General features: G+C 60.9%; 20 protein-coding genes. 12 read left to right on the top strand and 8 right to left on the bottom strand.

The genetic code is table 11. The features are described from left to right. Window positions 1-300: 300 nt before the first annotated feature. The 4 genes from D1641_RS02570 (at window position 301) to D1641_RS02555 (ending at window position 3,627) form a co-directional block, all read left to right on the top strand. A complete protein-coding gene (locus D1641_RS02570) occupies window positions 301-1,191 on the top strand; it encodes a DegV family protein (RefSeq protein WP_160662830.1) in 891 nt (296 codons plus the stop codon). 105 nt (window positions 1,192-1,296) lie between these two features. Continuing rightward, the gene (locus D1641_RS02565) at window positions 1,297-2,250 is read left to right on the top strand and encodes a glycoside hydrolase family 25 protein (protein ID WP_160662829.1); all 954 of its coding nucleotides are present in this window, start codon (window positions 1,297-1,299) and stop codon (window positions 2,248-2,250) included. Window positions 2,251-2,532: 282 nt separating this feature from the next. Then, entirely contained in the window at window positions 2,533-3,297 is a 765-nt protein-coding gene (gene spo0A, locus D1641_RS02560; protein ID WP_160662828.1) for a sporulation transcription factor Spo0A, read from the top strand. Between the two features lie 87 nt (window positions 3,298-3,384). Then, window positions 3,385-3,627, top strand: coding sequence for a TIGR03905 family TSCPD domain-containing protein (locus tag D1641_RS02555; protein ID WP_160662827.1), 243 nt, complete (start codon window positions 3,385-3,387; stop codon window positions 3,625-3,627). Between the two features lie 33 nt (window positions 3,628-3,660). Here the strand turns inward: D1641_RS02555 and D1641_RS02550 are convergent, their stop codons facing one another. The 3 genes from D1641_RS02550 to D1641_RS02540 all read right to left on the bottom strand — a co-directional run bounded on the left by D1641_RS02550 (window position 3,661) and on the right by D1641_RS02540 (window position 6,812). After that, complete coding sequence (locus D1641_RS02550) at window positions 3,661-4,302, bottom strand: helix-turn-helix transcriptional regulator (protein WP_160662826.1); 642 nt, start codon at window positions 4,300-4,302, stop codon at window positions 3,661-3,663. Window positions 4,303-4,400: 98 nt separating this feature from the next. Then, window positions 4,401-5,441 (bottom strand): acyltransferase, encoded by a 1,041-nt coding sequence (locus D1641_RS02545; protein WP_160662825.1) that lies wholly within the window; start codon window positions 5,439-5,441, stop codon window positions 4,401-4,403. A gap of 111 nt (window positions 5,442-5,552) precedes the next feature. Next, window positions 5,553-6,812, bottom strand: coding sequence for a chloride channel protein (locus D1641_RS02540; protein ID WP_347707368.1), 1,260 nt, complete (start codon window positions 6,810-6,812; stop codon window positions 5,553-5,555). A gap of 194 nt (window positions 6,813-7,006) precedes the next feature. Between D1641_RS02540 and D1641_RS02535 the strand changes: the two genes are divergently transcribed. After that, complete coding sequence (locus D1641_RS02535; protein ID WP_347707367.1) at window positions 7,007-7,909, top strand: hemolysin family protein; 903 nt, start codon at window positions 7,007-7,009, stop codon at window positions 7,907-7,909. 222 nt (window positions 7,910-8,131) lie between these two features. Here D1641_RS02535 and D1641_RS02530 read toward each other — a convergent pair whose 3' ends face one another. Genes D1641_RS02530 through D1641_RS02520 form a run of 3 tightly spaced genes read right to left on the bottom strand, consistent with a single transcriptional unit; the run spans window position 8,132 to window position 10,970 of the window. Next, a complete protein-coding gene (locus D1641_RS02530) occupies window positions 8,132-8,317 on the bottom strand; it encodes a ferredoxin (RefSeq protein ID WP_160662824.1) in 186 nt (61 codons plus the stop codon). 56 nt (window positions 8,318-8,373) lie between these two features. Beyond that, window positions 8,374-9,621, bottom strand: coding sequence for a serpin family protein (locus tag D1641_RS02525; protein ID WP_160662823.1), 1,248 nt, complete (start codon window positions 9,619-9,621; stop codon window positions 8,374-8,376). 17 nt (window positions 9,622-9,638) lie between these two features. Continuing rightward, the gene (locus tag D1641_RS02520) at window positions 9,639-10,970 is read right to left on the bottom strand and encodes a serpin family protein (protein WP_160662822.1); all 1,332 of its coding nucleotides are present in this window, start codon (window positions 10,968-10,970) and stop codon (window positions 9,639-9,641) included. A 311-nt stretch (window positions 10,971-11,281) separates the two neighbouring features. Between D1641_RS02520 and D1641_RS02515 the strand changes: the two genes are divergently transcribed. From D1641_RS02515 to D1641_RS02490, 6 genes are all read left to right on the top strand, one after another. Next, complete coding sequence (locus D1641_RS02515; protein ID WP_160662821.1) at window positions 11,282-11,524, top strand: ribosomal L7Ae/L30e/S12e/Gadd45 family protein; 243 nt, start codon at window positions 11,282-11,284, stop codon at window positions 11,522-11,524. Between the two features lie 242 nt (window positions 11,525-11,766). After that, window positions 11,767-12,192, top strand: coding sequence for a 30S ribosomal protein S12 (rpsL, locus tag D1641_RS02510; protein ID WP_023346006.1), 426 nt, complete (start codon window positions 11,767-11,769; stop codon window positions 12,190-12,192). 332 nt (window positions 12,193-12,524) lie between these two features. Continuing rightward, window positions 12,525-12,995 carry a 30S ribosomal protein S7 gene (gene rpsG, locus D1641_RS02505; RefSeq protein WP_160662820.1) on the top strand — a complete coding sequence of 157 codons (471 nt, stop codon included), beginning with the start codon at window positions 12,525-12,527 and terminating at the stop codon, window positions 12,993-12,995. A 15-nt stretch (window positions 12,996-13,010) separates the two neighbouring features. Next, a complete protein-coding gene (fusA, locus tag D1641_RS02500) occupies window positions 13,011-15,116 on the top strand; it encodes an elongation factor G (protein ID WP_160662819.1) in 2,106 nt (701 codons plus the stop codon). Between the two features lie 202 nt (window positions 15,117-15,318). Continuing rightward, window positions 15,319-16,521 (top strand): elongation factor Tu, encoded by a 1,203-nt coding sequence (gene tuf / locus D1641_RS02495; protein WP_160662818.1) that lies wholly within the window; start codon window positions 15,319-15,321, stop codon window positions 16,519-16,521. Between the two features lie 154 nt (window positions 16,522-16,675). Continuing rightward, on the top strand, window positions 16,676-17,317 hold the full coding sequence (locus D1641_RS02490; protein WP_160662817.1) for an orotate phosphoribosyltransferase: 642 nt from the start codon (window positions 16,676-16,678) through the stop codon (window positions 17,315-17,317). A gap of 36 nt (window positions 17,318-17,353) precedes the next feature. Here D1641_RS02490 and D1641_RS02485 read toward each other — a convergent pair whose 3' ends face one another. After that, window positions 17,354-17,542 carry a hypothetical protein gene (locus tag D1641_RS02485; RefSeq protein ID WP_243149227.1) on the bottom strand — a complete coding sequence of 63 codons (189 nt, stop codon included), beginning with the start codon at window positions 17,540-17,542 and terminating at the stop codon, window positions 17,354-17,356. Between the two features lie 42 nt (window positions 17,543-17,584). Next, on the bottom strand, window positions 17,585-17,845 hold the full coding sequence (locus tag D1641_RS02480; RefSeq protein WP_160662815.1) for a type II toxin-antitoxin system RelE/ParE family toxin: 261 nt from the start codon (window positions 17,843-17,845) through the stop codon (window positions 17,585-17,587). Between the two features lie 561 nt (window positions 17,846-18,406). Between D1641_RS02480 and D1641_RS02475 the strand changes: the two genes are divergently transcribed. After that, the gene (locus D1641_RS02475) at window positions 18,407-19,555 is read left to right on the top strand and encodes an ABC transporter substrate-binding protein (RefSeq protein ID WP_243149226.1); all 1,149 of its coding nucleotides are present in this window, start codon (window positions 18,407-18,409) and stop codon (window positions 19,553-19,555) included. Window positions 19,556-19,557 lie beyond the last annotated feature (2 nt).

The raw sequence follows: 19,557 nt of genomic DNA, 5'->3' as shown, positions 1-19,557 counted from the left end.
TGTCCCGGAAAGCGAAAAAACCGCCGGGCCCTGGGTTGCAGGAGCCCGGCGGCTTTTTTGGTAGACTTTTGGTAGACCTGGGGGCGAAAGGGTGTTTGACATCTCTTCGGCCGCGCAAGGCAGCGGAGCGGAGCGCTTAGCCACACTGATACAGCCCAGGCTGCTGATGAATACGCCAATCCCAATTTAAAAGCGTGACAAATGGAGTGTTATGTGTTAAGCTATTATCTAACGGTAGATTCGACCCAGTAAAATGTGGATTGCCGAAAAAGCCAAACAGATTGAGGTGATGAGAGGAATATGAAAGTCGCAATTATGACTGACGCCAACAGCGGAATTTCGGTATCGGAGGGAGCTGAGCTGGGCGTGCACGTCCTGCCTATGCCCGTTCTGATTGACGGAAAGATTTATTATGAAGGGGTCGATCTGTTGTCGGAGGAGTTTTACGCTTCCCTTCGGGAGGGGAGGGACGTAACGACCTCCCAGCCATCTCCGGGCGACGTGCTGGCTATGTGGGAGAACATCCTGGCGTCCAACGATGCTCTGGTCTATGTCCCCATGTCCAGCGGGCTGAGTACCTCCTGTCAGACGGCGGTGATGCTGTCTCAGGACTATAACGGCCGGGTGCAGGTGGCGGACAACCACTCCATTTCTGTCCCCATGCGCTATTGCGTGATGGACGCCCTGGAGCTGGCCCGGGCGGGATGGAGCGCGGTTCAAATCAAGGAGGCGCTGGAGGGAATTGCCGGGGACACCCACATTTACATCGGCGTTGACACTCTGGAGTATCTGAAAAAAGGGGGGCGGATTACGCCGGCCGCCGCGGCGATGGGGACCATACTTCAGCTGAAGCCCCTGCTGAAAATTGAGGGGGACAAGCTGGACGCCTTTGCCAAGGTCCGGGGTACGCTGCCCTGCAAGCGGCGTTTGATCGCAGAGATGCGGCCTCTGATTGAGCGCTGTGAACAGAGTGGATACCCCTTTTCTGTGGCCGCCGCCGGGACGTTTCCGGAGCAGGCGGAGGCAGAGGAGTGGATTCAGATGGCCCGGGAGGCCTTTCCAGGATATGAGATCCGCTATGACCCGCTGGCGTTCAGCATTGGGGCGCATACCGGGCCGGGCGCCTTCGGCATGGCGGTAAGCCGGCGCGTCTCTCCCAAAGACCTGCGGCCCAATGAAAGCCTGGCATAAGCATACTGGGGAGCTGTCTATGAGGACAGCTCCCGTTTTCTTCTTGCTTGTTTTGCGCCGGTGTGCTAAAATAAGAAAAACCGTCGAAGGATGGAGGAAGCCGCTATGAACGAATACCTCTCTGAACAGGAAGGGCAGGAGGAGCTGGAGCGTCAGCCGCCCCGGAGACTGGCCTCTCCGCCGCCCCGCCGGCAGCAGCCCCGGGAGGGCGGCGGGAGCGGGCTGAGCAAGCTGTCTCTGGCCATTTCTATTCTGGCGCTGGCCCTATCCTGCGCCGCGCTGTTTCTGGTTCTCCGCCCGGAGCCGGAACCGGAGGAGCCCCCCGCGCCGCCCTCTGTAGAGGAGCCGGTTACCTTCCGCTTTGGCGGCCAGGACATGACGCCCCTGGAGGGGATGCCCTTAAACCCCTACGACCGGACGGCCTTTACCCTGGACAGCCGGGGCCGGGTGTCCTATGAGGGGGCCAAAACGGGCATCGACGTCTCCGCCTATCAGCAGGAGATCGACTGGCCTGCTGTGGCCGCCGACGGCATCAGCTTTGCCATTCTCCGCCTAGGCTACCGGGGCTACACCGAGGGCGGGCTGTTTTTGGACAGGACCTTTGAGCAGAACCTTCAGGGGGCGCTGGACGCCGGACTGGAGGTGGGAGTCTATTTCTTCTCCCAGGCAGTCACTCCGGAGGAGGCAAAGGAGGAGGCCGCATATGTGCTGGACGCCCTGGAGGGGTATGAAATCACCTACCCCGTGGCTTTTGACTGGGAGCCCATCTCCGATGACGGCGCCCGGACCAACGGCCTGGACGGGGAGACACTGACCCGCTGCGCCGCCGCCTTCTGCGGGAAGATCGGGGAGGCGGGCCTGCGTCCGGCGGTCTACTTCAACCAGAGCATAGGCTATCTGCGCTACGACCTGCGGGAGCTGACAGAGTACGACCTCTGGCTGGCGGAGTATGACAGCAAGCCGGATTTCTACTACCACTTTGATCTGTGGCAGTATACCCACACCGGGCGGGTAGCCGGAATCCAGGGCGATGTGGATCTGGATCTGGACCTGAGATAAGAGAGAACAGGAGAGCCGTTTTGGGAAACGGCTCTCTTATTTTTTGTACGAAAGTGTGAGCGGCGGCTGCGGGAATGTCGAATAATATGGAAAAAAATGAAAATTATGTAGAAAAATAAGGTATTTTCGTGATAAAAATTCCATAAAATCCCAAAAATACCTTGCATATCCAGCGAACTTGTGGTAAATTGTAGGTGGCTGGTTAAAACGGACGGCAGAACGCTAAGTTAGGGGATTTTGCTGGTCAATCTACACTATTTGAAACAGGAAAGGAAGATGAGAATGGAGAGCATGAAACGAATCGTAACGGCGGATACAGGGGTAGAGTTCCGCAGAGGGCTGATCCGCAGCCTGACAGAGGAGTCCGGGTTTCAGGTTGTGGGGGAGACGGGGGACGGCCCGGAGCTGCTGCGCATGGTGCGGGAGCTGAGGCCGGATGCCGTGGTGATGGAGATGGTCCTGACCGGCGGGATGGACGGCATGGATGTTCTGGATGAGCTGTCCAAGCAGATGGAGCGGCCCAAGGTGCTGGTGCTGTCCAGCTACATGAAGGGGAGCATGGTAGACATGGCGGCGGCCAAGGGTGCTGATTTCTTCATGACCAAGCCCTGCCGGGTGTCCGCGGTAGGGGAGCGGCTGCGCCAGGTGATGACCCCCGGCGGACTGGAGCCGGAGCGGGGGAGCGGGCCCAGCCTGGAGAGCCAGGTGACAGCCATCATCCACGAGGTGGGCGTTCCCGCCCATATCAAGGGCTATCAGTACCTGCGTGAGGCCATCATCATCACCGTGAAGGATATGGACGTGATCAACGCGGTGACAAAGGTGCTCTACCCCGAGGTGGCCAAGCGCTTCGGCACCACTGCCAGCCGGGTGGAGCGGGCCATCCGTCACGCCATCGAGGTGGCCTGGGACCGGGGCGACCTGGAGACTCTGCAAAAGTACTTCGGATACACCGTCTCCAACGCCAAGGGCAAGCCCACCAACTCCGAGTTCATCGCCATGATCGCCGACCGCATCCGCCTCCAGCGCCGGGGGAGGATTCAGTGAGGTCCGCTTGCCTTTTTCTCTATGATATGCTATAGTTTGTGTCAAATAAGCTCGAAAGGGCTGAACAGAGAAAGAGAGGCGTAAATATTGACCATTCGATACACACCCAGGGGGGTCTGCTCCCGGGCATTTGAGATCGAGGTGGAGGACGATACCATCCAATCCATCCAGGTGACCGGGGGCTGCGACGGCAACCTGAAGGGGCTGTCCTCCCTGCTGAAGGGGATGAGGGTGGAGGAGGCCATCCAGCGCATGGAGGGCATCCGCTGCGGCGGCAAGCCCACCTCCTGCCCCGACCAGCTGGCCCAGGCCCTGAAAACTGCCCTGTAAACGCAAAAAGCCCGGAACCAAGCGGTTCCGGGCTTAATTTTTATGCTTTTTTTCCGGCGGAAATATCTGGTCATACATGAGGGAGGTAACGACGAGGGCGATGAATCCGATCAGATCCAGAAGGGTCAGAAAGCCTGCCGGGAGATACTCCTCAATGTCGCCGTTGACGTAGCCGAGGACGCAGGAGAGCGGGAACATCGGATCCTCCTGGGCAAGGAGGTAGAGTGCCAGGCTAATGCAGACCACCCAGCCGCAGCACAGGAACAGGAGCGGCTTTTTGTGCAGGAGGAAGCACAGCCCGCCGCAGGCCAGGAAGGGGATAGCCAACAGCACGCCGGCGATGACATCGTTCCGGGCGGCGGCCATAACGATCAGTGCGAACAGTCCCAGAGCGGCCAGGGCCGTGCCGGCAGTCTGCCGGGAGAGGGACGGGAGCTGGGCCGGGGCAGGCAGAGGAGCGTCAGGCGGCGGTTCGGGCGCTTTTCCCAGCACCAGCCAGTCCAGCGACACCCCAAAGACCTTACACATCTTTACCAGCTTGTCCAAATCGGGCACCGAGGCGTCGGTCTCCCATTTGGACACCGACTGGCGAGAGACCTCCAGCAGGTCGGCCAGGTCCACCTGAGACAGGCTGTGGGCGGTGCGCTGCTCATAGATTCGGGAACCCAGAGACATAGGGTCACGTCCTTTCCGTTGGGATGCTGTCAGGATAGCAGACCAGCCTTAGAAAGTCTACCAAGCCGCCTTGGAACATGAGCAACCGCCGGTTGCGTCTAGGTCAACCGTGACCCCGCCCCGGGGATAAGGCTGATGAGCCAGGCGAAGGGGAGGGAGAGGAGGAAGAACACCAGGGCGAAGAGGGGGACGGAGAGCACCGGGGACAGGGAGAGGAGGGAGACCCCCAGCTTGGCAAAGATCAGCACCCACAGCTGATGGATGAGGTAGACGCCGAAGGCGCAGGTCCCCAGGCTGTAGACGGCCTTGCGGCGGGAGCGCTCCTCGCTGATGCCCAGCACGTAGCGGAACAGGGCGCAGAGGGCGGCGGCGGTGAGGAGGACGTTGGGGCTGGCATACTGCCGCAGGGAGGGGGCGCTGAAGGGGTCCGCCACGGACAGCACCAGCCCCAGGACCCCCAGGATGTAGAGGATGTACTCAGCGATCCGGCTGATCTCGAAGTGCCGGAGGTACCAGCCCCCCACATAGCACCCCACCCAGCCCAGCACCAGGTGGACCCGCAGCCGCTCCAGCAGGCCGGCGAGGGTGCTGTCGGGAAAGAAGGCGGACCAGGTGGGGAGCAGGGAGCCGAACAGCAGGCACAGCCCCAAAAAGTAGCGCAGCTCCCCCCGGCTGGCGGAGGCGGTGAAGCGGTGGATCACCGGGTGAACCAGATAGAGACCGATGAGGGGGTAGAGGACCCACAGGTGGAAGTAGGTGTCCCCCTTGACCGCCGATACCAGCAGGTCGGCCAGCCCGGCCAGAGTGAAGTTGCCGCCCCGCCCTGCCAGCAGGGGCGGAACGATGGCATACACCACCCCCCAGAAGATCAGCAGTCCGAAGGCGGGCAGGGCCAGCCCTGTCAGGGCGGCGGAAACCTGGGGCTTGCCCTCCTCCAGGGCGAACATCCCCCAGAGCATGAACAGAGCGGGGACGGTCCAGAGGGTGAGTCCCTCATAGACGGCCAGCACCTGCCAGCTGCCGGAGCGGGCCTCCGTCAGCTGTTGGCCCTGTTGAGCCAGCAGGAGCATGATGGCGCACAGCACCGTAAAGACCCGGAAAAAGCCGGGCCAGCCGGAATTTCGGTCTCCTTTAGCCATATCTCAATTCTCCTTAAACAGTTTTCCAAAGGCTCCCCCTCCGGGGGAGCTGAGAAGCTGTACCAAAAGCCTTCCCCTCATCCGCCCCCTGCGCTGACTGAGGATTGTCTCCTAATGCGCTTTTTTGTCGATCCACTCGGGGCGGAATTTGGAGTAGATGATCTTCTGCTCGCTGTACAGCCCGTAGTAGCCGGAGAGCATGAAGGAGATGCCGCAGGCCAGGGCATAGAGGGGCAGGCCCTGTCCGCCGAAGAGCTCAAAGGCCAGCAGGGTGGAGCTGAGGGGGCAGTTGGTGGCCCCGCAGAACACCGCCGCCATGCCCAGCGCCCCGGAGAAGCCGTGGGGCAGGCCCAGCAGGGGGCCGGCCCAGGTGCCGAAGGCGCAGCCGGTGAACAGGACGGGGACAATCTCGCCCCCCCGGAAGCCGGCCCCCAGAGTGAGGGCAGTGAACAGGACCTTCAGCAGGAAGGCCTCCGGAATGGTGTCTCCGGCCAGCAGCTGGCGGATGATGCCGTCCCCCGCCCCGTTGTAGGTCTGCTCCCCCACCAGCAGGGTGAGCCCCAGCACCAGGGCGCCCCCCGCCGCCCCGCGGATCAGGGGGTCGGGCAGGTATTTGGCGTAGAGCTTGGGGGCGGCGTGGATGACCGAGCAGAAGAAGATGGACAGCACCGCGCACAGCACCCCCATGGCGGAGACCTGGAGGATGGGCAGCGGCGCCAGCTCCAGGGCGTCGTGGACCGGGTAGCCGTGGATGGCGTGGATGTCGAAGGCGTGGGCCGTCAGGGCCGCCGAGTAGGAGGACAGCAGGCAGGGCACCAGGGCGGCATAGTACATCCGGCCCACTGTGACCACCTCCATAGCGAAGAGGGCGGCGGTGAGGGGAGTACCGAAGAGGGCGGAGAAGGCGGCGGCCATGCCGCACATGACGATAATCCGCTCGTCCTTCTCGTCCAGCCGCAGCTTCTTGCCCAGGTAGGCGGACAGGGAGCCGCCCAGCTGGAGGGCGGCCCCCTCCCGTCCGGCGGAGCCACCCGTCAGGTGGGTGAGAATGGTGGACAGGAAGATCAGCGGGGCGGTGCGCAGCTTAAGCCGCTCCGCGTCCCGCACCGCCACCAGTACCAGATTGGTCCCCCGGTCCTTCTCCATGCCGCAGGCCCGGTAGAGCAGAACAATGGCCGGCCCGGCCAGGGGCAGCAGCCAGATGATCCGGGGATGCTCTCCCCGCAGCTCAGTGGCCAGGTCGATGCCCAGGTGGAAGGCCACCGCCACCAGTCCCACAGCCACGCCCGCAAAACAGGAGTATAACAGCCATTTGACAAAGGCCTGACATGCGTCTAAGGTCTTTTCCAGCTTGCCGCTCTGCTTCAGCACAGCAAGTCCCCCTCTCCCCGGAGCCCGCCAGCTCCGTCTCTTGGAACAGGAGAATTATAACATATCCTCCGCCTCTTTGCACTCCCAAATTGCATTTATGCTGAAAACCGCGCCGACCCCTTGCTATTCCGGAGGTTTTATGCTATGATGCAGGCGTATCTGTGTATTTTCAGCCTTTAAAGGAGGTCATTTTCGTGGAGGACGGCCATTTATGGCTCATACTTTTTTTGGTCAGCCTGTGTATCAACATTGTACAGCTGCTGTGGCGGCCGGTTCTGAAGCTGCTGCACCGGAAGGACACGGTGTCGGAGGACAACATCATGGCCGTGGTGGAGGAGGGTGAGGAGTCAGGCGCCATCCAGAGCAAAGAGAAGGAATTTATTGAAAATGTCCTGGAGTTTGACAACATCACCGCCAAAGATGTAATGGTCCACCGCACCGACATGGTCACCCTCCCCCGGGACGCGGGGGAGGAGGAGGCTCTGGAGGCCATCCGGCAGTCGGGCCTGTCCCGGTTCCCGGTGTACGGAGAGGACGTGGACGATATTGTGGGCATTCTGTCCACCCGGGAGTACCTGCTCAACTTCCGGGAGAGCGCCCCCAAGCCCCTGAGCGAGCTGCTCCGCCCCGCCTACTTTGTCCCGGAGACGGTGGCCGCCGACGTGCTCTTCCGGGATATGCAGGGGAAAAAGACCCATCTGGCCCTGGTGGTGGACGAGTACGGCGGCACCAGCGGCCTGGTCACCCTGGAGGACCTCCTCGAGGAGCTGGTGGGCAATATCTATGACGAGTTCGACCCCCAGGAGGAGCAGGAGATCATCAAGCTGGAGGACGGCCGCTGGCGTGTTTCGGGCTCCGCCGACCTGGAGGAGCTGGCCGAGATGATGGAGCTGGAGCTCCCCGAGGACGAGGAGCGGGACTACGACACCCTGGGCGGGCTGGTATTCTCCCAGCTGTCCGTCATTCCAGAGGACGGCAGCCGCCCGGCGGTGGACGCCCTGGGCCTGCACATCCAGGTGGAGGAGCTGTGCGACCGCCGGGTGGAGTGGGCCCTGGTGGAGAAGCTGTCCCCCGAGCCAGAGAAAGAGAGCGAATAGGTACATAAAAAACCGCCCCCGCTGTGTTTTCCGGCGGGGGCGGTTTCTGTAGGGGCGGACATTGTCCGCCCGTCCTGTGGGGTACGGGCATTTTGCAGGGGCCTGGCAGGTCAACGGCGGGCGCGGTGGATTTGAGGCTGTAGGGCGCGACGACCCCGGCGCGCCGTCTTTGACAGAGACCTGGGCCGCGGGCCGCCGAGGTCGTCGGCCCCTACATGTGCGCTACCCCACCTCGATGGCGCTCACAGGGCAGGTGTCGGCGGCCTGCTGGACCACGTCCTCCAGCTCCGGGGGGACCTGGCGGGAGCAGACCCCGGCGGTGCCCCCCTCGGTGATGTGAAAGACGTCGGGGCAGGTGCTGACGCACAGCCCGCAGCTGATGCAGTCGGCGTTGACATGGACATTCATGGGGATACCTCCTAAAAATAAGCTGGCCTCCCTAGTGTGTCCATATCTGGCGGACATTACTCATAGGTCCCCAGGAACAGGGGCACGCCGGTGTCCAGGTCCACGATGCCGTAGAGGAAGGGCCGGTCCAGCACCAGGGTGACCCCCTCCTGGGGCGGCATACTGCCCCCGGAGGCGGCCACCACCGTGGCGGCGGCGGCCTTGGCGCCCTTCTCGTTTACCTCAATTTTTGTGGCGTGAATCACCTGAGAAATGTAATATCCGTCGGGCTTATCCCCCATTTTGGCAAAGTTGGCGGTTCCGGGGACAAAGGCGTCCTCCAGACCCAGTGCGGGCAGGATTTTTTCCAGGTTCCCCTTCCACTCCGACGTAAATTTGGGCATGGCGAAGTGGAGAAACAGGGCGTCCTCCCGGCTGTTGAGGAGCTGGGCCAGGGTATTCCCCTCCAAATTGTTCAGCCATTCTCCTAAATCCGGGGAATCCGGGTGCAAATCGGGCATGATTGCCACAAAGGCCAGCCGCCCGTCGTCATAGGGCAGGACCACCCCCTGGGCCCCCTTGTCCTGAATATAGGACAGCTCGGTGGAGCTCATGCTTAAGAAGTCCATCCGGCTGCCGGAGCCGTCAGCGTGGTAAAAATCCCGCTCATGGGTGGCGTGGGGGCTGAACTGGTGGAGCCATTTGTTTTTAAGATAGAGGGCGTTGACCAGCAAAAGGGCGGTATTTTCGTCAAAGGGCTGGTCAATTATGGAGGGAATCATCTTGTTGGTGTGCTTCGACACCCAGCGGTTCAGCTCCTTGACGATGGCGGGGTCGGACAACTGGGCGGCGAAGGCCTGAGCGTCAAAAATCCCCCGGCATTTGCCCACAAACTCATCCTTGATCTGGCCCTCCGGGTCCGCCCACAGGCTGTTGGCGATGGTGCATTTGGTGAAGCCGCCCAGGCCCTGATAGTCCTGGATCAGCTGAACGCAGGCCCCGTTCAGCTCGATCAGGTCCGTACCGCCCCCCAGGACCTCCTCAAACTGGGCCAGGGTGTTCCCGTCCGCCCCGTTGGCCGCCATGGACAGGGCCAGGGCCACGGAGAGCGGGGAGACCAGGGTGGAGGTCTTGTCCGCCTCCCGTGTCTTTTGCAGCAGAGCCAGGCCAAAGGCGGCCAGGGCCCCGTTGACCTCCTCGCTGTCGGAGGGGCTGGCGGACAGCTTGGACGCGGTGAGCTCCCTGGCGGCGGAGGACTGGGCGCAGCCGGACAGCAGGCCGAGGCCCAGAGTGCAGGCCAAAAGCAGAGACATGGTTCGTTTCATACAAAATTCCTCCTTATTTATTCATAGGTCCCCAGAAACAGGGGTACGCCGGTGTCCAGGTCCACAATGCCGTAGAGGAAGGGCCGGTCCAGAATCAGGGTGACCCCCTCCGGGGGCGGCGGAGCCGCGCTGGGGGTCATGGGCGCCACCGTGGCGGCGGCGGCCTCGGTGCCCTTCTCGTTTACCTCAATTTTTGCGGCGTGAATCACCTGAGAAATGTAATATCCGTCGGGATTATCCCCCATTTTGGCAAAGTTGGCGGCTTCGGGGACAAAGGCGTCCTCCAGGCCCAGGGCGGGCAGAATCTCTTCCAGATTGCCCTTCCACTCCGCCGTAAATTTGGGCATGGCGAAGTGGAGAAACAGGGCGTCCTCCCGGCTGTTGAGGAGCTGGGTCAGGGTATTCCCCTCCAAATTGTTCAGCCATTCCCCTAAATCCGGGGAATCCGGGTACAAATCGGGCATGATTGCCACAAAGGCCAGCCGCCCGTCGTCATAGGGCAGGACCACCCCCTGGGCCCCCTCGCCGCTGAGCCAGGACAATTCGGCGTCAAATTTTTGCAGGTACTCCACCCGGCTGTCGGGGCCGCCGGCGTGATGGAAGTCCATCTCGCGGGTGGAGAGAGGGCCGAACTCACTGAGCCACTTATTTTTAAGGTACAGGGCGTTCACCAGCAGGAGGGCGGTGTCCTGGTCGAAGGGCTCGGTGATGATCTGGGGGATCATCTTGTTGGTGTGCTCCGACACCCAGCCGTTGACGTCATCCACAGTCCGCGAATCAGACAGATCCGCCTCGTAGAGCTGGGCGCCGTAGCCCCCTCGGCATTTGGAGAGGAACTCCTCATAGATGCCGCCGTTATGGTCTTTCCACAGACTGTTGGCGATGTTAAACTGGGTGGAGCCGCCCAGAGCGTGGTAGTCTCCCACAAGCTGGGCCCAGGCGGCGTTGATCTCGTCTATGTCTGCCCCGCCGCCCAGCACCTCCTGGAACTGGGATAAGGTGTCCCCCTCCGCCCCGTTGGCCGCCATGGACAGGGTTAGAGCTACGGAGAGAGGGGAGACCAGAGTGGAGAGGGGGACGTGGTCCATCTCGCTCTCCATCGCCTTTACTCCGTTGGCCGCCCGGGTCTGCTTCAGCAGTTCCAGGCCGAAATCCGTCAGCGCTTCCTCCACCTGTGGGCTGGAGGCGGGAAGGAACGCCTGACTTACCAGATCAGCAAAGGGCTCCAGGGGCGGTGGGGTGAAGGAGCTGTCGCCAGGGCCGTGGGCGGGGTCAGGCATTTCGGAGCACCCGGACAGCAGGCCGAAACCTAGGGCGCAGACCAGGAGCAGAGACATGGTTCGTTTCATGGAAAATCCTCCTTTTCTAATGTGCCCCCTCCGGCCCTTCGGGCCACCTCCCCCACAAGGGGGGAGGCAGGCGCTCGGCGCCCCCCTTGCGGGGGAGCTGTCAGCCGCAGGTTGACTGAGGGGGCTCTACCATTATAGACGAAAAGAAAACCCTCTGGTTGCGCATTTTTGAAGAAAATTTGAAAATAATCGGGAGAATTTTTCTTGACGGCGGGAAATGGGGATGGTATAATATTGCTTCGTGGCGGTAGGGGCATTGCGCCCTTTTACCCGATGAAAATCCCCGGAGCGGGGAAGGAGGGGGAGCCAAAATGATTTCAGAACTGGGCGGCTCCAACAAGGTTGTGGGAGCCAAGCAGGCCAAACGGGCCCTGCGGGACGGCCGGGCCGGGCGGCTGTTTGTGGCTATGGACGCCGACCCCCGCCTGCTCCAGCCCCTGGTCCAGGAGGCGGTGAACCGGCAGGTGCCGGTGAGCCAGGTGTCCTCTATGAAGGAGCTGGGCGCCTCCTGCGGCATCGCCGTGGGGGCCGCGGTGGCGGTTTTATTGCGGTAGGAGCGGCCCGCGGGCGCACAATGTGCGCCCCTACAGACAGGAGCCTTATGTAGGGGCGGACATTGTCCGCCCGCACGATACACGCAGGAGGCCCAGGGAAACGGGCGGATGATATCCGCCCCTACAGACTGCCTCCGCAGATTTTTGGTTTTAACAAAAGAGGGATAATAAATCCCAAATTTGTTAAAATATATATTACGCCCCAAAACGGGGCAGAATTGAGGAAAGGAGGAAACCCATTCATGCCTACTTTTAACCAGCTGGTGCGCAAGGGCCGCACGATGGCGGCGTACAAGTCCACCTCCCCCGCTCTTCAGCACGGCCTGAACACCCTGAAGAACCGGAGCACCGACCTGCCCTCCCCCCAGAAGAGAGGCGTCTGCACCGCCGTGCGTACTTCCACCCCTAAGAAGCCCAACTCGGCTCTGCGTAAGATCGCCCGTGTGAAGCTGACCAACGGGATGGAGGTCACCGCCTATATCCCCGGCGTGGGCCACAATCTCCAGGAGCACAGCGTCGTGATGATCCGCGGCGGCCGTGTGAAGGACCTGCCCGGCGTGCGCTACCACATCATCCGCGGCACTCTGGACACCCAGGGCGTCAACGGCCGTATGCAGGCCCGCTCCAAGTACGGCGCCAAGCGGCCCAAAGGAGCCAAGAAGAAGTAATTTTTCTTCAAAAAATTATTTCTTGCAGGGCGGGACGACCCGGCCCGCCGTCCCACAGGCCATTGCCTGCCGGGAAAACCAAGCTTGCATTGTGCGTTTGCGCAAGGCAAAAGCCTTGCCCGACGTTTTACCATATATACACCCGTAGCGTTTTTGCAGGGCGGACACTGTCCGCCCGCAGACAGAGAGCGCTGGAGATGGACGGGCGCACAATGTGCGCCCAGCGGGTGCGATGGGGAAACCTCGGACAGGCATTACACGCAGTCCAAACGGAAAACCGTTTGGGGTACGAGTACCTATGATTTCTATTTTATAAGAAGGAGGGAAGCAAAGTGCCCAGAAGAGGAAATGTGCCCAAGCGGGAGATTTTACCTGACCCGCTTTACAACTCCGTCCTGGTTACCAAGCTCGTCAACAGCATCATGCTGGACGGCAAGAAGGGCGTCGCCCAGAAGGTCGTCTACGGGGCCTTTGACATCATCAAGGAAAAGACCGACAAGGAGCCTATGGAGGTCTATACTCAGGCCCTTGAGAACATCATGCCCTCCCTGGAAGTGAAGGCCCGCCGTGTGGGCGGCGCCACTTACCAGGTGCCTATCGAGGTCCGGCCCGAGCGCCGGCAGACCCTGGGTCTGCGCTGGCTGACCACCTACGCCCGTAACCGGGGCGAGAAGACCATGAAGGAGCGGCTGGCCGGCGAGATTATGGACGCCGCCAACAACACCGGCTCCGCCGTGAAGAAGCGCGAGGACACCCACAAGATGGCCGAGTCCAACAAGGCGTTTGCTCACTACCGCTGGTAATAAAGGAGATTCCGTATGCCTAGAAAAGTTTCTCTGGAGAATACCCGGAATATCGGTATTATGGCCCACATCGACGCGGGCAAGACGACTACCACCGAGCGTATCCTCTACTACACCGGCGTCAACTACAAGATCGGCGAGACCCACGAGGGCACCGCCACCATGGACTGGATGGCCCAGGAGCAGGAGCGGGGCATCACCATCACCTCCGCCGCCACCACCTGCTACTGGACGGGCACCAAGACCCAGTTCCCCCAGACCCGGATCAACATCATCGACACCCCAGGCCACGTGGACTTCACCGTTGAGGTGGAGCGCTCCCTGCGGGTGCTGGACGGCAGTGTGACCGTCATGTGCGCGAAGGGGGGCGTGGAGCCTCAGTCTGAGACAGTTTGGCGCCAGGCTGACCACTACAAGGTTCCCCGGATGATCTATGTCAACAAGATGGACATCATGGGCGCCGATTTCTTCCATGTGCTGGATATGATTCACGACCGGCTGAAGGCCAACGCCGTACCCATCCAGCTGCCCATCGGCTCCGAGGAGACCTTCAAGGGCATCATCGACCTGGTGGAGATGAAGGCTGATATCTACTACGACGACCTGGGCAAGGACCTGCGGGTGGAGCCCATCCCCGAGGATATGATGGAGCTGGCCCAGGAGTACCGCACCAAGCTGCTGGACGCCTGCGCCGACATCGACGAGGAGATCATGGAGCTGGTGCTGGAGGAGAAGGATGTCCCCCAGGATATGATCCGCCGGGCCATCCGCAGGGGCACCATCGACAACCTGATGGTTCCCGTGGTGTGCGGCACGTCCTATAAGAACAAGGGGGTCCAGAAGCTGCTGGACGCCATTGTGGACTATATGCCCTCCCCCACCGACATCCCCGCCATCCAGGGCGTCAACCCTGACACCGACGAGGAGGACTCCCGTCCCGCCGACGACAGCGCCCCCTTCTCCGCCCTGGCCTTCAAGATCGCTACCGACCCCTATGTGGGCCGTCTGTCCTTCGTCCGGGTCTACTCCGGCATGCTGAACACCGGCACCTCCGTGCTGAACAGCACCAAGAAGCAGAAGGAGCGCATCGGCCGTATCCTCCAGATGCACGCCAACCACCGGGAGGATATCGAGACCGTCTACTCCGGCGACATCGCCGCCGTCATCGGTCTGAAGAACTCCACCACCGGCGACACCCTCTGCGACGAGAAGCACCCCATTATCCTGGAGTCCATGGAGTTCCCAGAGCCCGTCATCCGGGTGGCTATCGAGCCCAAAACCAAGGCCGGCCAGGAGAAGATGGGCGTTGCCCTGATGAAGCTGGCCGAGGAGGACCCCACCTTCAAGACCTACACCGACGAGGAGACCGGCCAGACCATCATCGCCGGCATGGGCGAGCTCCATCTGGAGATCATCGTGGACCGGCTGCTCCGTGAGTACAAGGTGGAGGCCAACGTGGGCGCGCCTCAGGTGGCCTACAAGGAGACCATCACCAAGCAGGTGGAGCAGGACACCAAGTACGCCCGCCAGTCGGGCGGCAAGGGCCAGTACGGCCATGTCAAGATCCGTGTGGAGCCCAACGAGTCGGGTGCGGGCTACGTGTTCGAGAACGCCATCGTGGGCGGCGCCATCCCCAAGGAGTATATCCCCGCCGTGGATCAGGGCATCCAGGGGGCTATGCAGGCCGGCGTGCTGGCCGGCTACCCCGTGGTGGACGTGAAGGTCACCCTCTACGACGGCTCCTTCCACGAGGTGGACTCCTCTGAGATGGCCTTCAAAATCGCCGGGTCCATGGCCTTTAAGGAGGCCTGCCGCAAGGCCGGCCCCGTGCTGCTGGAGCCCATCATGAAGGTGGACGTCATCGTCCCGGACGACTATCTGGGCAACGTCATCGGCGACCTGAACAGCCGCCGGGGACAGATCCAGGGTCAGGAGAACCGCACCGGCGCCGTCCAGGTGGACAGCCTGGTGCCGCTGGCCAACATGTTCGGCTACGCCACCGACCTGCGGTCCTCTACTCAGGGCCGGGGCCAGTACTCCATGGAGCCCCACAGCTACGTGCAGATCCCCAAGAACATCGCCGAGAAGATTGTGGCCGAGCGCGGCCGCAATCAGGATTGATGCCTGTAGGGCGCGACGACCCCGGCGCGCCGCTCAGGCGGAGAGTGAGGCGGGCCGAGTCGTCCCGCCCTACGGCGGGGAATTCCCGCGCCTATGAAAAAATAGGGTTGCAATTACAGACGAAATAGGATAAAATATCCACAACACGTCTGTACCCCCCAACGAGCAAAGCATTAACTGAAATATAAGGAGGAAAATTCCAATGGCTAAGGCAAAATTTGAACGTACCAAGCCCCATGTAAACATCGGCACCATCGGCCACGTCGACCACGGCAAGACCACCCTGACTGCCGCCATCACCAAGTATCTGGCTCTGAAGGGCCAGGCCCAGTATGAGGACTACTCCAGCATCGACAAGGCTCCCGAGGAGCGCGAGCGCGGCATCACCATCAACACCGCCCACGTGGAGTATGAGACCGACGCCCGGCACTATGCCCACGTGGACTGCCCGGGCCACGCCGACTATATCAAGAACATGATCACCGGCGCCGCTCAGATGGACGGCGCGATCCTGGTCATCTCCGCCACTGACGGCGTTATGGCTCAGACCAAGGAGCACATCCTGCTGGCCCGCCAGGTGGGCGTGCCCGCCATCGTGGTCTTCCTGAACAAGTGCGACCAGATGGACGACCCCGACCTGCTGGAGCTGGTGGAGATGGAGGTCCGCGAGATCCTCAGCTTCTACGAGTTCCCCGGCGACGACATCCCCATCATCAAGGGCTCCGCCCTGAACGCCCTGACCTGCGAGTCCGGCGACGTGAACGACGCCGACTTCGCCTGCATCAAGGAGCTGATGGATAGCGTTGACAGCTATATCCCCAATCCTCCCCGCGACGACTCTATGCCCTTCCTTATGCCTGTGGAGGACGTGTTCACCATCTCCGGCCGCGGCACCGTGGCCACCGGCCGTGTGGAGCGCGGCCAGCTGAAGGCCGGCGAGACCGTCGACATCGTGGGCCTGCAGGAGGAGAAGAAGTCCACCGTCGTCACCTCCATGGAGATGTTCCGCAAGACTCTGGACTTCATCGAGGCTGGTGATAACGCCGGCTGCCTGCTGCGCGGCATTGCCAAGACCGACATCGAGCGCGGCCAGGTGCTGTGCAAGCCCGGCTCCATTAACCCCCACACCAAGTTTGTCGGCCAGGTTTACGTCCTGTCCAAGGACGAGGGCGGCCGTCACACCCCCTTCTTCAATAACTATCGTCCCCAGTTCTACTTCCGTACCACCGACGTGACCGGCATCATCTCCCTGCCCGAGGGCACTGAGATGTGCATGCCCGGCGACAACGTGGACATGAAGGTGGAGCTGATCACCCCCATCGCCATCGAGAAGGGCCTGCGCTTCGCCATCCGTGAGGGCGGCCGTACCGTGGGTTCCGGCGTCGTCATCGAGATCGACGAGTAATTTTACCCAATCAGAAAAGGACGGGCTTTGGCCCGTCCTTTTTCTGCGCCTGAGCCGTTGTAATATTTTACAAAAAAATATAGACAAAGTCTGCCGAATATGGTATATTTGAGAAGGGACATTAAGAGGACGTTAAGAAAAAGGAGGAATTACGATGGAGCCCAGGTTTTATAAGATCCCTGTCTGCGTAGGCGACGTATCACTGAATGTGGCCAAGGGCCACTTTGCCACCCGGAACAGCCATACAAACTACTTCATTGACGTAACCAGCCAGCAGTCCAGCATCCGTGACGCGGATGCTGTGGCCCAGCAGCTGGCCCAGCGCAGCCAGACCCAGTTCCTTATGGTGGATACCATCCTCTGCATGGACGGCACCAGAGTGATCGGGACCTGCCTGGCCCAGAAGCTGACTCAGGGCGGCTTCCGCTCCATCAACGCGGGGAAGGAAATCTACGTCCTCCGGGAAAATGTGGGCACCAGCGGAAAGCTCATCTTCCGGGACAACGCCCGCTTCATGCTGGAGGGGAAGAATGTGCTTCTCCTGCTGGCCTCCGTCACCACCGGCGGCACGGTGCGCAGGGGCATCGACTGCGTGAAGTATTACCAGGGCCAGGTGGCGGGCATCGCCGCTGTTTACAGCCACCAGAAGGAGATTGACGGCATCCCGGTGGTCTCGCTGTTCAATACCAACGATATCCCCGACTACGCCAGCTACCTGCCTGAGGAGTGCCCCATGTGCAGGGAAAAGCGGGAGTTGGACGCCGTGGTGGACAAATACGGATATTCCGCACTCTGATTAAACGGCAAGGGGCCCGCTGAGGCGGGCCCCTTGTTACGCATATTTGGATAAGTTGTCCCAATCAATATCGGCGTCGTCAATAAAACCGCTCTCTTCGGCGTCTTGAATTTCCCGCGCCTCCTCCGGTGTGACTTTAGTATAGTCAGGGTCCCAGGCGCGCACCAGCTTTTTGATAAACTCATAGGCAAAGCGCTGGTCACTTTCCGGCAGAATGTCCATCATGCGGGCCGCTTCCAATGTAAGATCAGACATATTAGGTTCACCTCACTTATAGATATCCCCGCGATTTCCAATTTCTATAATAAAAAGAATTTCAATTTCGTCCTGCGCGCTGTATCGGAAGAGTACACGCCATTCTCCGACACGCAGCCGCTTGCGGCCATCAGAATAGCCCTGCATGGGCTTCACGTCTCCCTCCGGAGGGGTGTGGGTCAGGCCCTGGATTGCGGAGCGGATGCGGGTCACCGATCTGCCGTCGAGCCTGCTCAAAAATTTTAAGGATTTTTTTGAGTATTTGATGATCATAAGGGACCTCCCACAGATGCTTTTCTTCATTTTAACAGATAGAGAGGCAAACTGCAAATAGATTTTGGCGAAGTGAGACCCCAAAATTTTCTTTAGCCAGGTAAAATTTAGGGGTTGACAACCGGAGGGGGAGCCGCTATAATAACCACAACAACCGAAGAGCAAGAAACCTGTGAGAAAGAGTAGTAGCCGGCGCGGCAAACCTGTCCCCTGCGGGGAACGTGAAGAGAGCCTTGGGTGGTGGGATCAAGGCGGGGAGCGGTCGGGCGAATGGACTTTCGAGGGCGGCTTGAACGGAGCGATCCAAGTAGATGCCGACGGGAACCCACCCGTTATCCACCGGGCACGCGTGATGGCGCGTGAAGCGAGCGGACGTTTTCCAAAACGTCAATTTGGGTGGTATCGCAGGAGTGCAGCTCTTGTCCCAGAAAATGGGATGAGGGGCTGTTTTTTTATTGCTCCAAATAAAAAAACGGCCTTGCGCTGAAACTCCAACAAGCCCGGGCCAACGGCAAGGCCCCACATCTGCCGCCTAAATAAAATGAATTGGAGGAACCCAAAATGAAAAAGACTAACAAAATGAACCGTATTCTGACCCTGGCCCTGTCTCTGGCAATGACCCTCTCCCTGGCCGCCTGCGGCGGGAACGGCACTACCACCACGCAAAAGCCCTCCATCGGCAATTCCGGCTCCGGCAGCGCGGCCCAGAGCGGAAGCGGTCTCCCCGCTGACGGCCTGCTGGGAGACCCCGGGTCCGACACTATTTACCATGTCGGCATCTGCAACTATGTGGACGATGCCTCTCTGAACCAGATCAACGAGAACATCCAGGCCCGCCTGGACGAGATCGGACAGGAGAAGAACGTGGCCTTTCAGGTTGACTACGACAACCCCAACGCCGACGCCGCCGTGATGAACCAGATCATCGCCAACTTCCAGGCCGACAAGGTGGACCTTATGGTAGGCATCGCCACCCCTGTGGCCATGGCCATGCAGGCCGCCACCGAGGACAGCGATATCCCCGTGGTATTCTCCGCCGTCTCCGACCCGGTGAGCGCCGAGCTGGTGGCCTCCCTGGACGCCCCCGGCGGCAACATCACCGGCACCTCCGACTATCTGGATACCAACTCCGTCATGAATCTGATCTTCGCCGTCAACCCGGATACGAAAAAGATCGGCCTGCTGTATAACGTGGGACAGGACTCCTCCGCCACCCCCATCGCCCACGCCAAGGAGTATTTGGATGCCAAGGGCATCGAGTATGTGGAGCGCACCGGCACCAACGCCGCCGAGGTCAAGCAGGCCGCCCAGGCCCTGGCGGCCGACGGGGTGGACGCCGTCTTTACCCCCACCGACAACACCATCATGGAGCACTATCTGTCCATCTATGAGATTTTTGTGGACGCGGGCATCCCCCACTACACCGGGGCCGACTCCTTCGCCCTCAATGGCGCTTTCCTGGGCTACGGCGTGGACTATGCCAACCTGGGCCGGGAGACCGCCGACATGATCGCCGAGATTCTCATTGACGGCAAGGAGCCCGGCGCCCTGGCCGTCAAGACCTTCGACAACGGCACCGCCACCGTCAACACCGAGACCTGCGAGGCCCTGGGCCTGGACTACGACGAGATTGCCAGGATTTTTGCCCCCCTGTGTACCAAGGTCCAGCCCATTACCACCGCGGAGGAGTTCGGGGATTTGCAGGGGTGAGG

The sequence above is a fragment of the Colidextribacter sp. OB.20 genome (genome assembly GCF_009911595.1).
Lineage (GTDB): Bacteria > Bacillota > Clostridia > Oscillospirales > Oscillospiraceae > Lawsonibacter.
The sequence above is the reverse complement of the archived record's forward strand: the minus strand, read 5'-3'. Positions and strand labels throughout refer to the sequence as shown.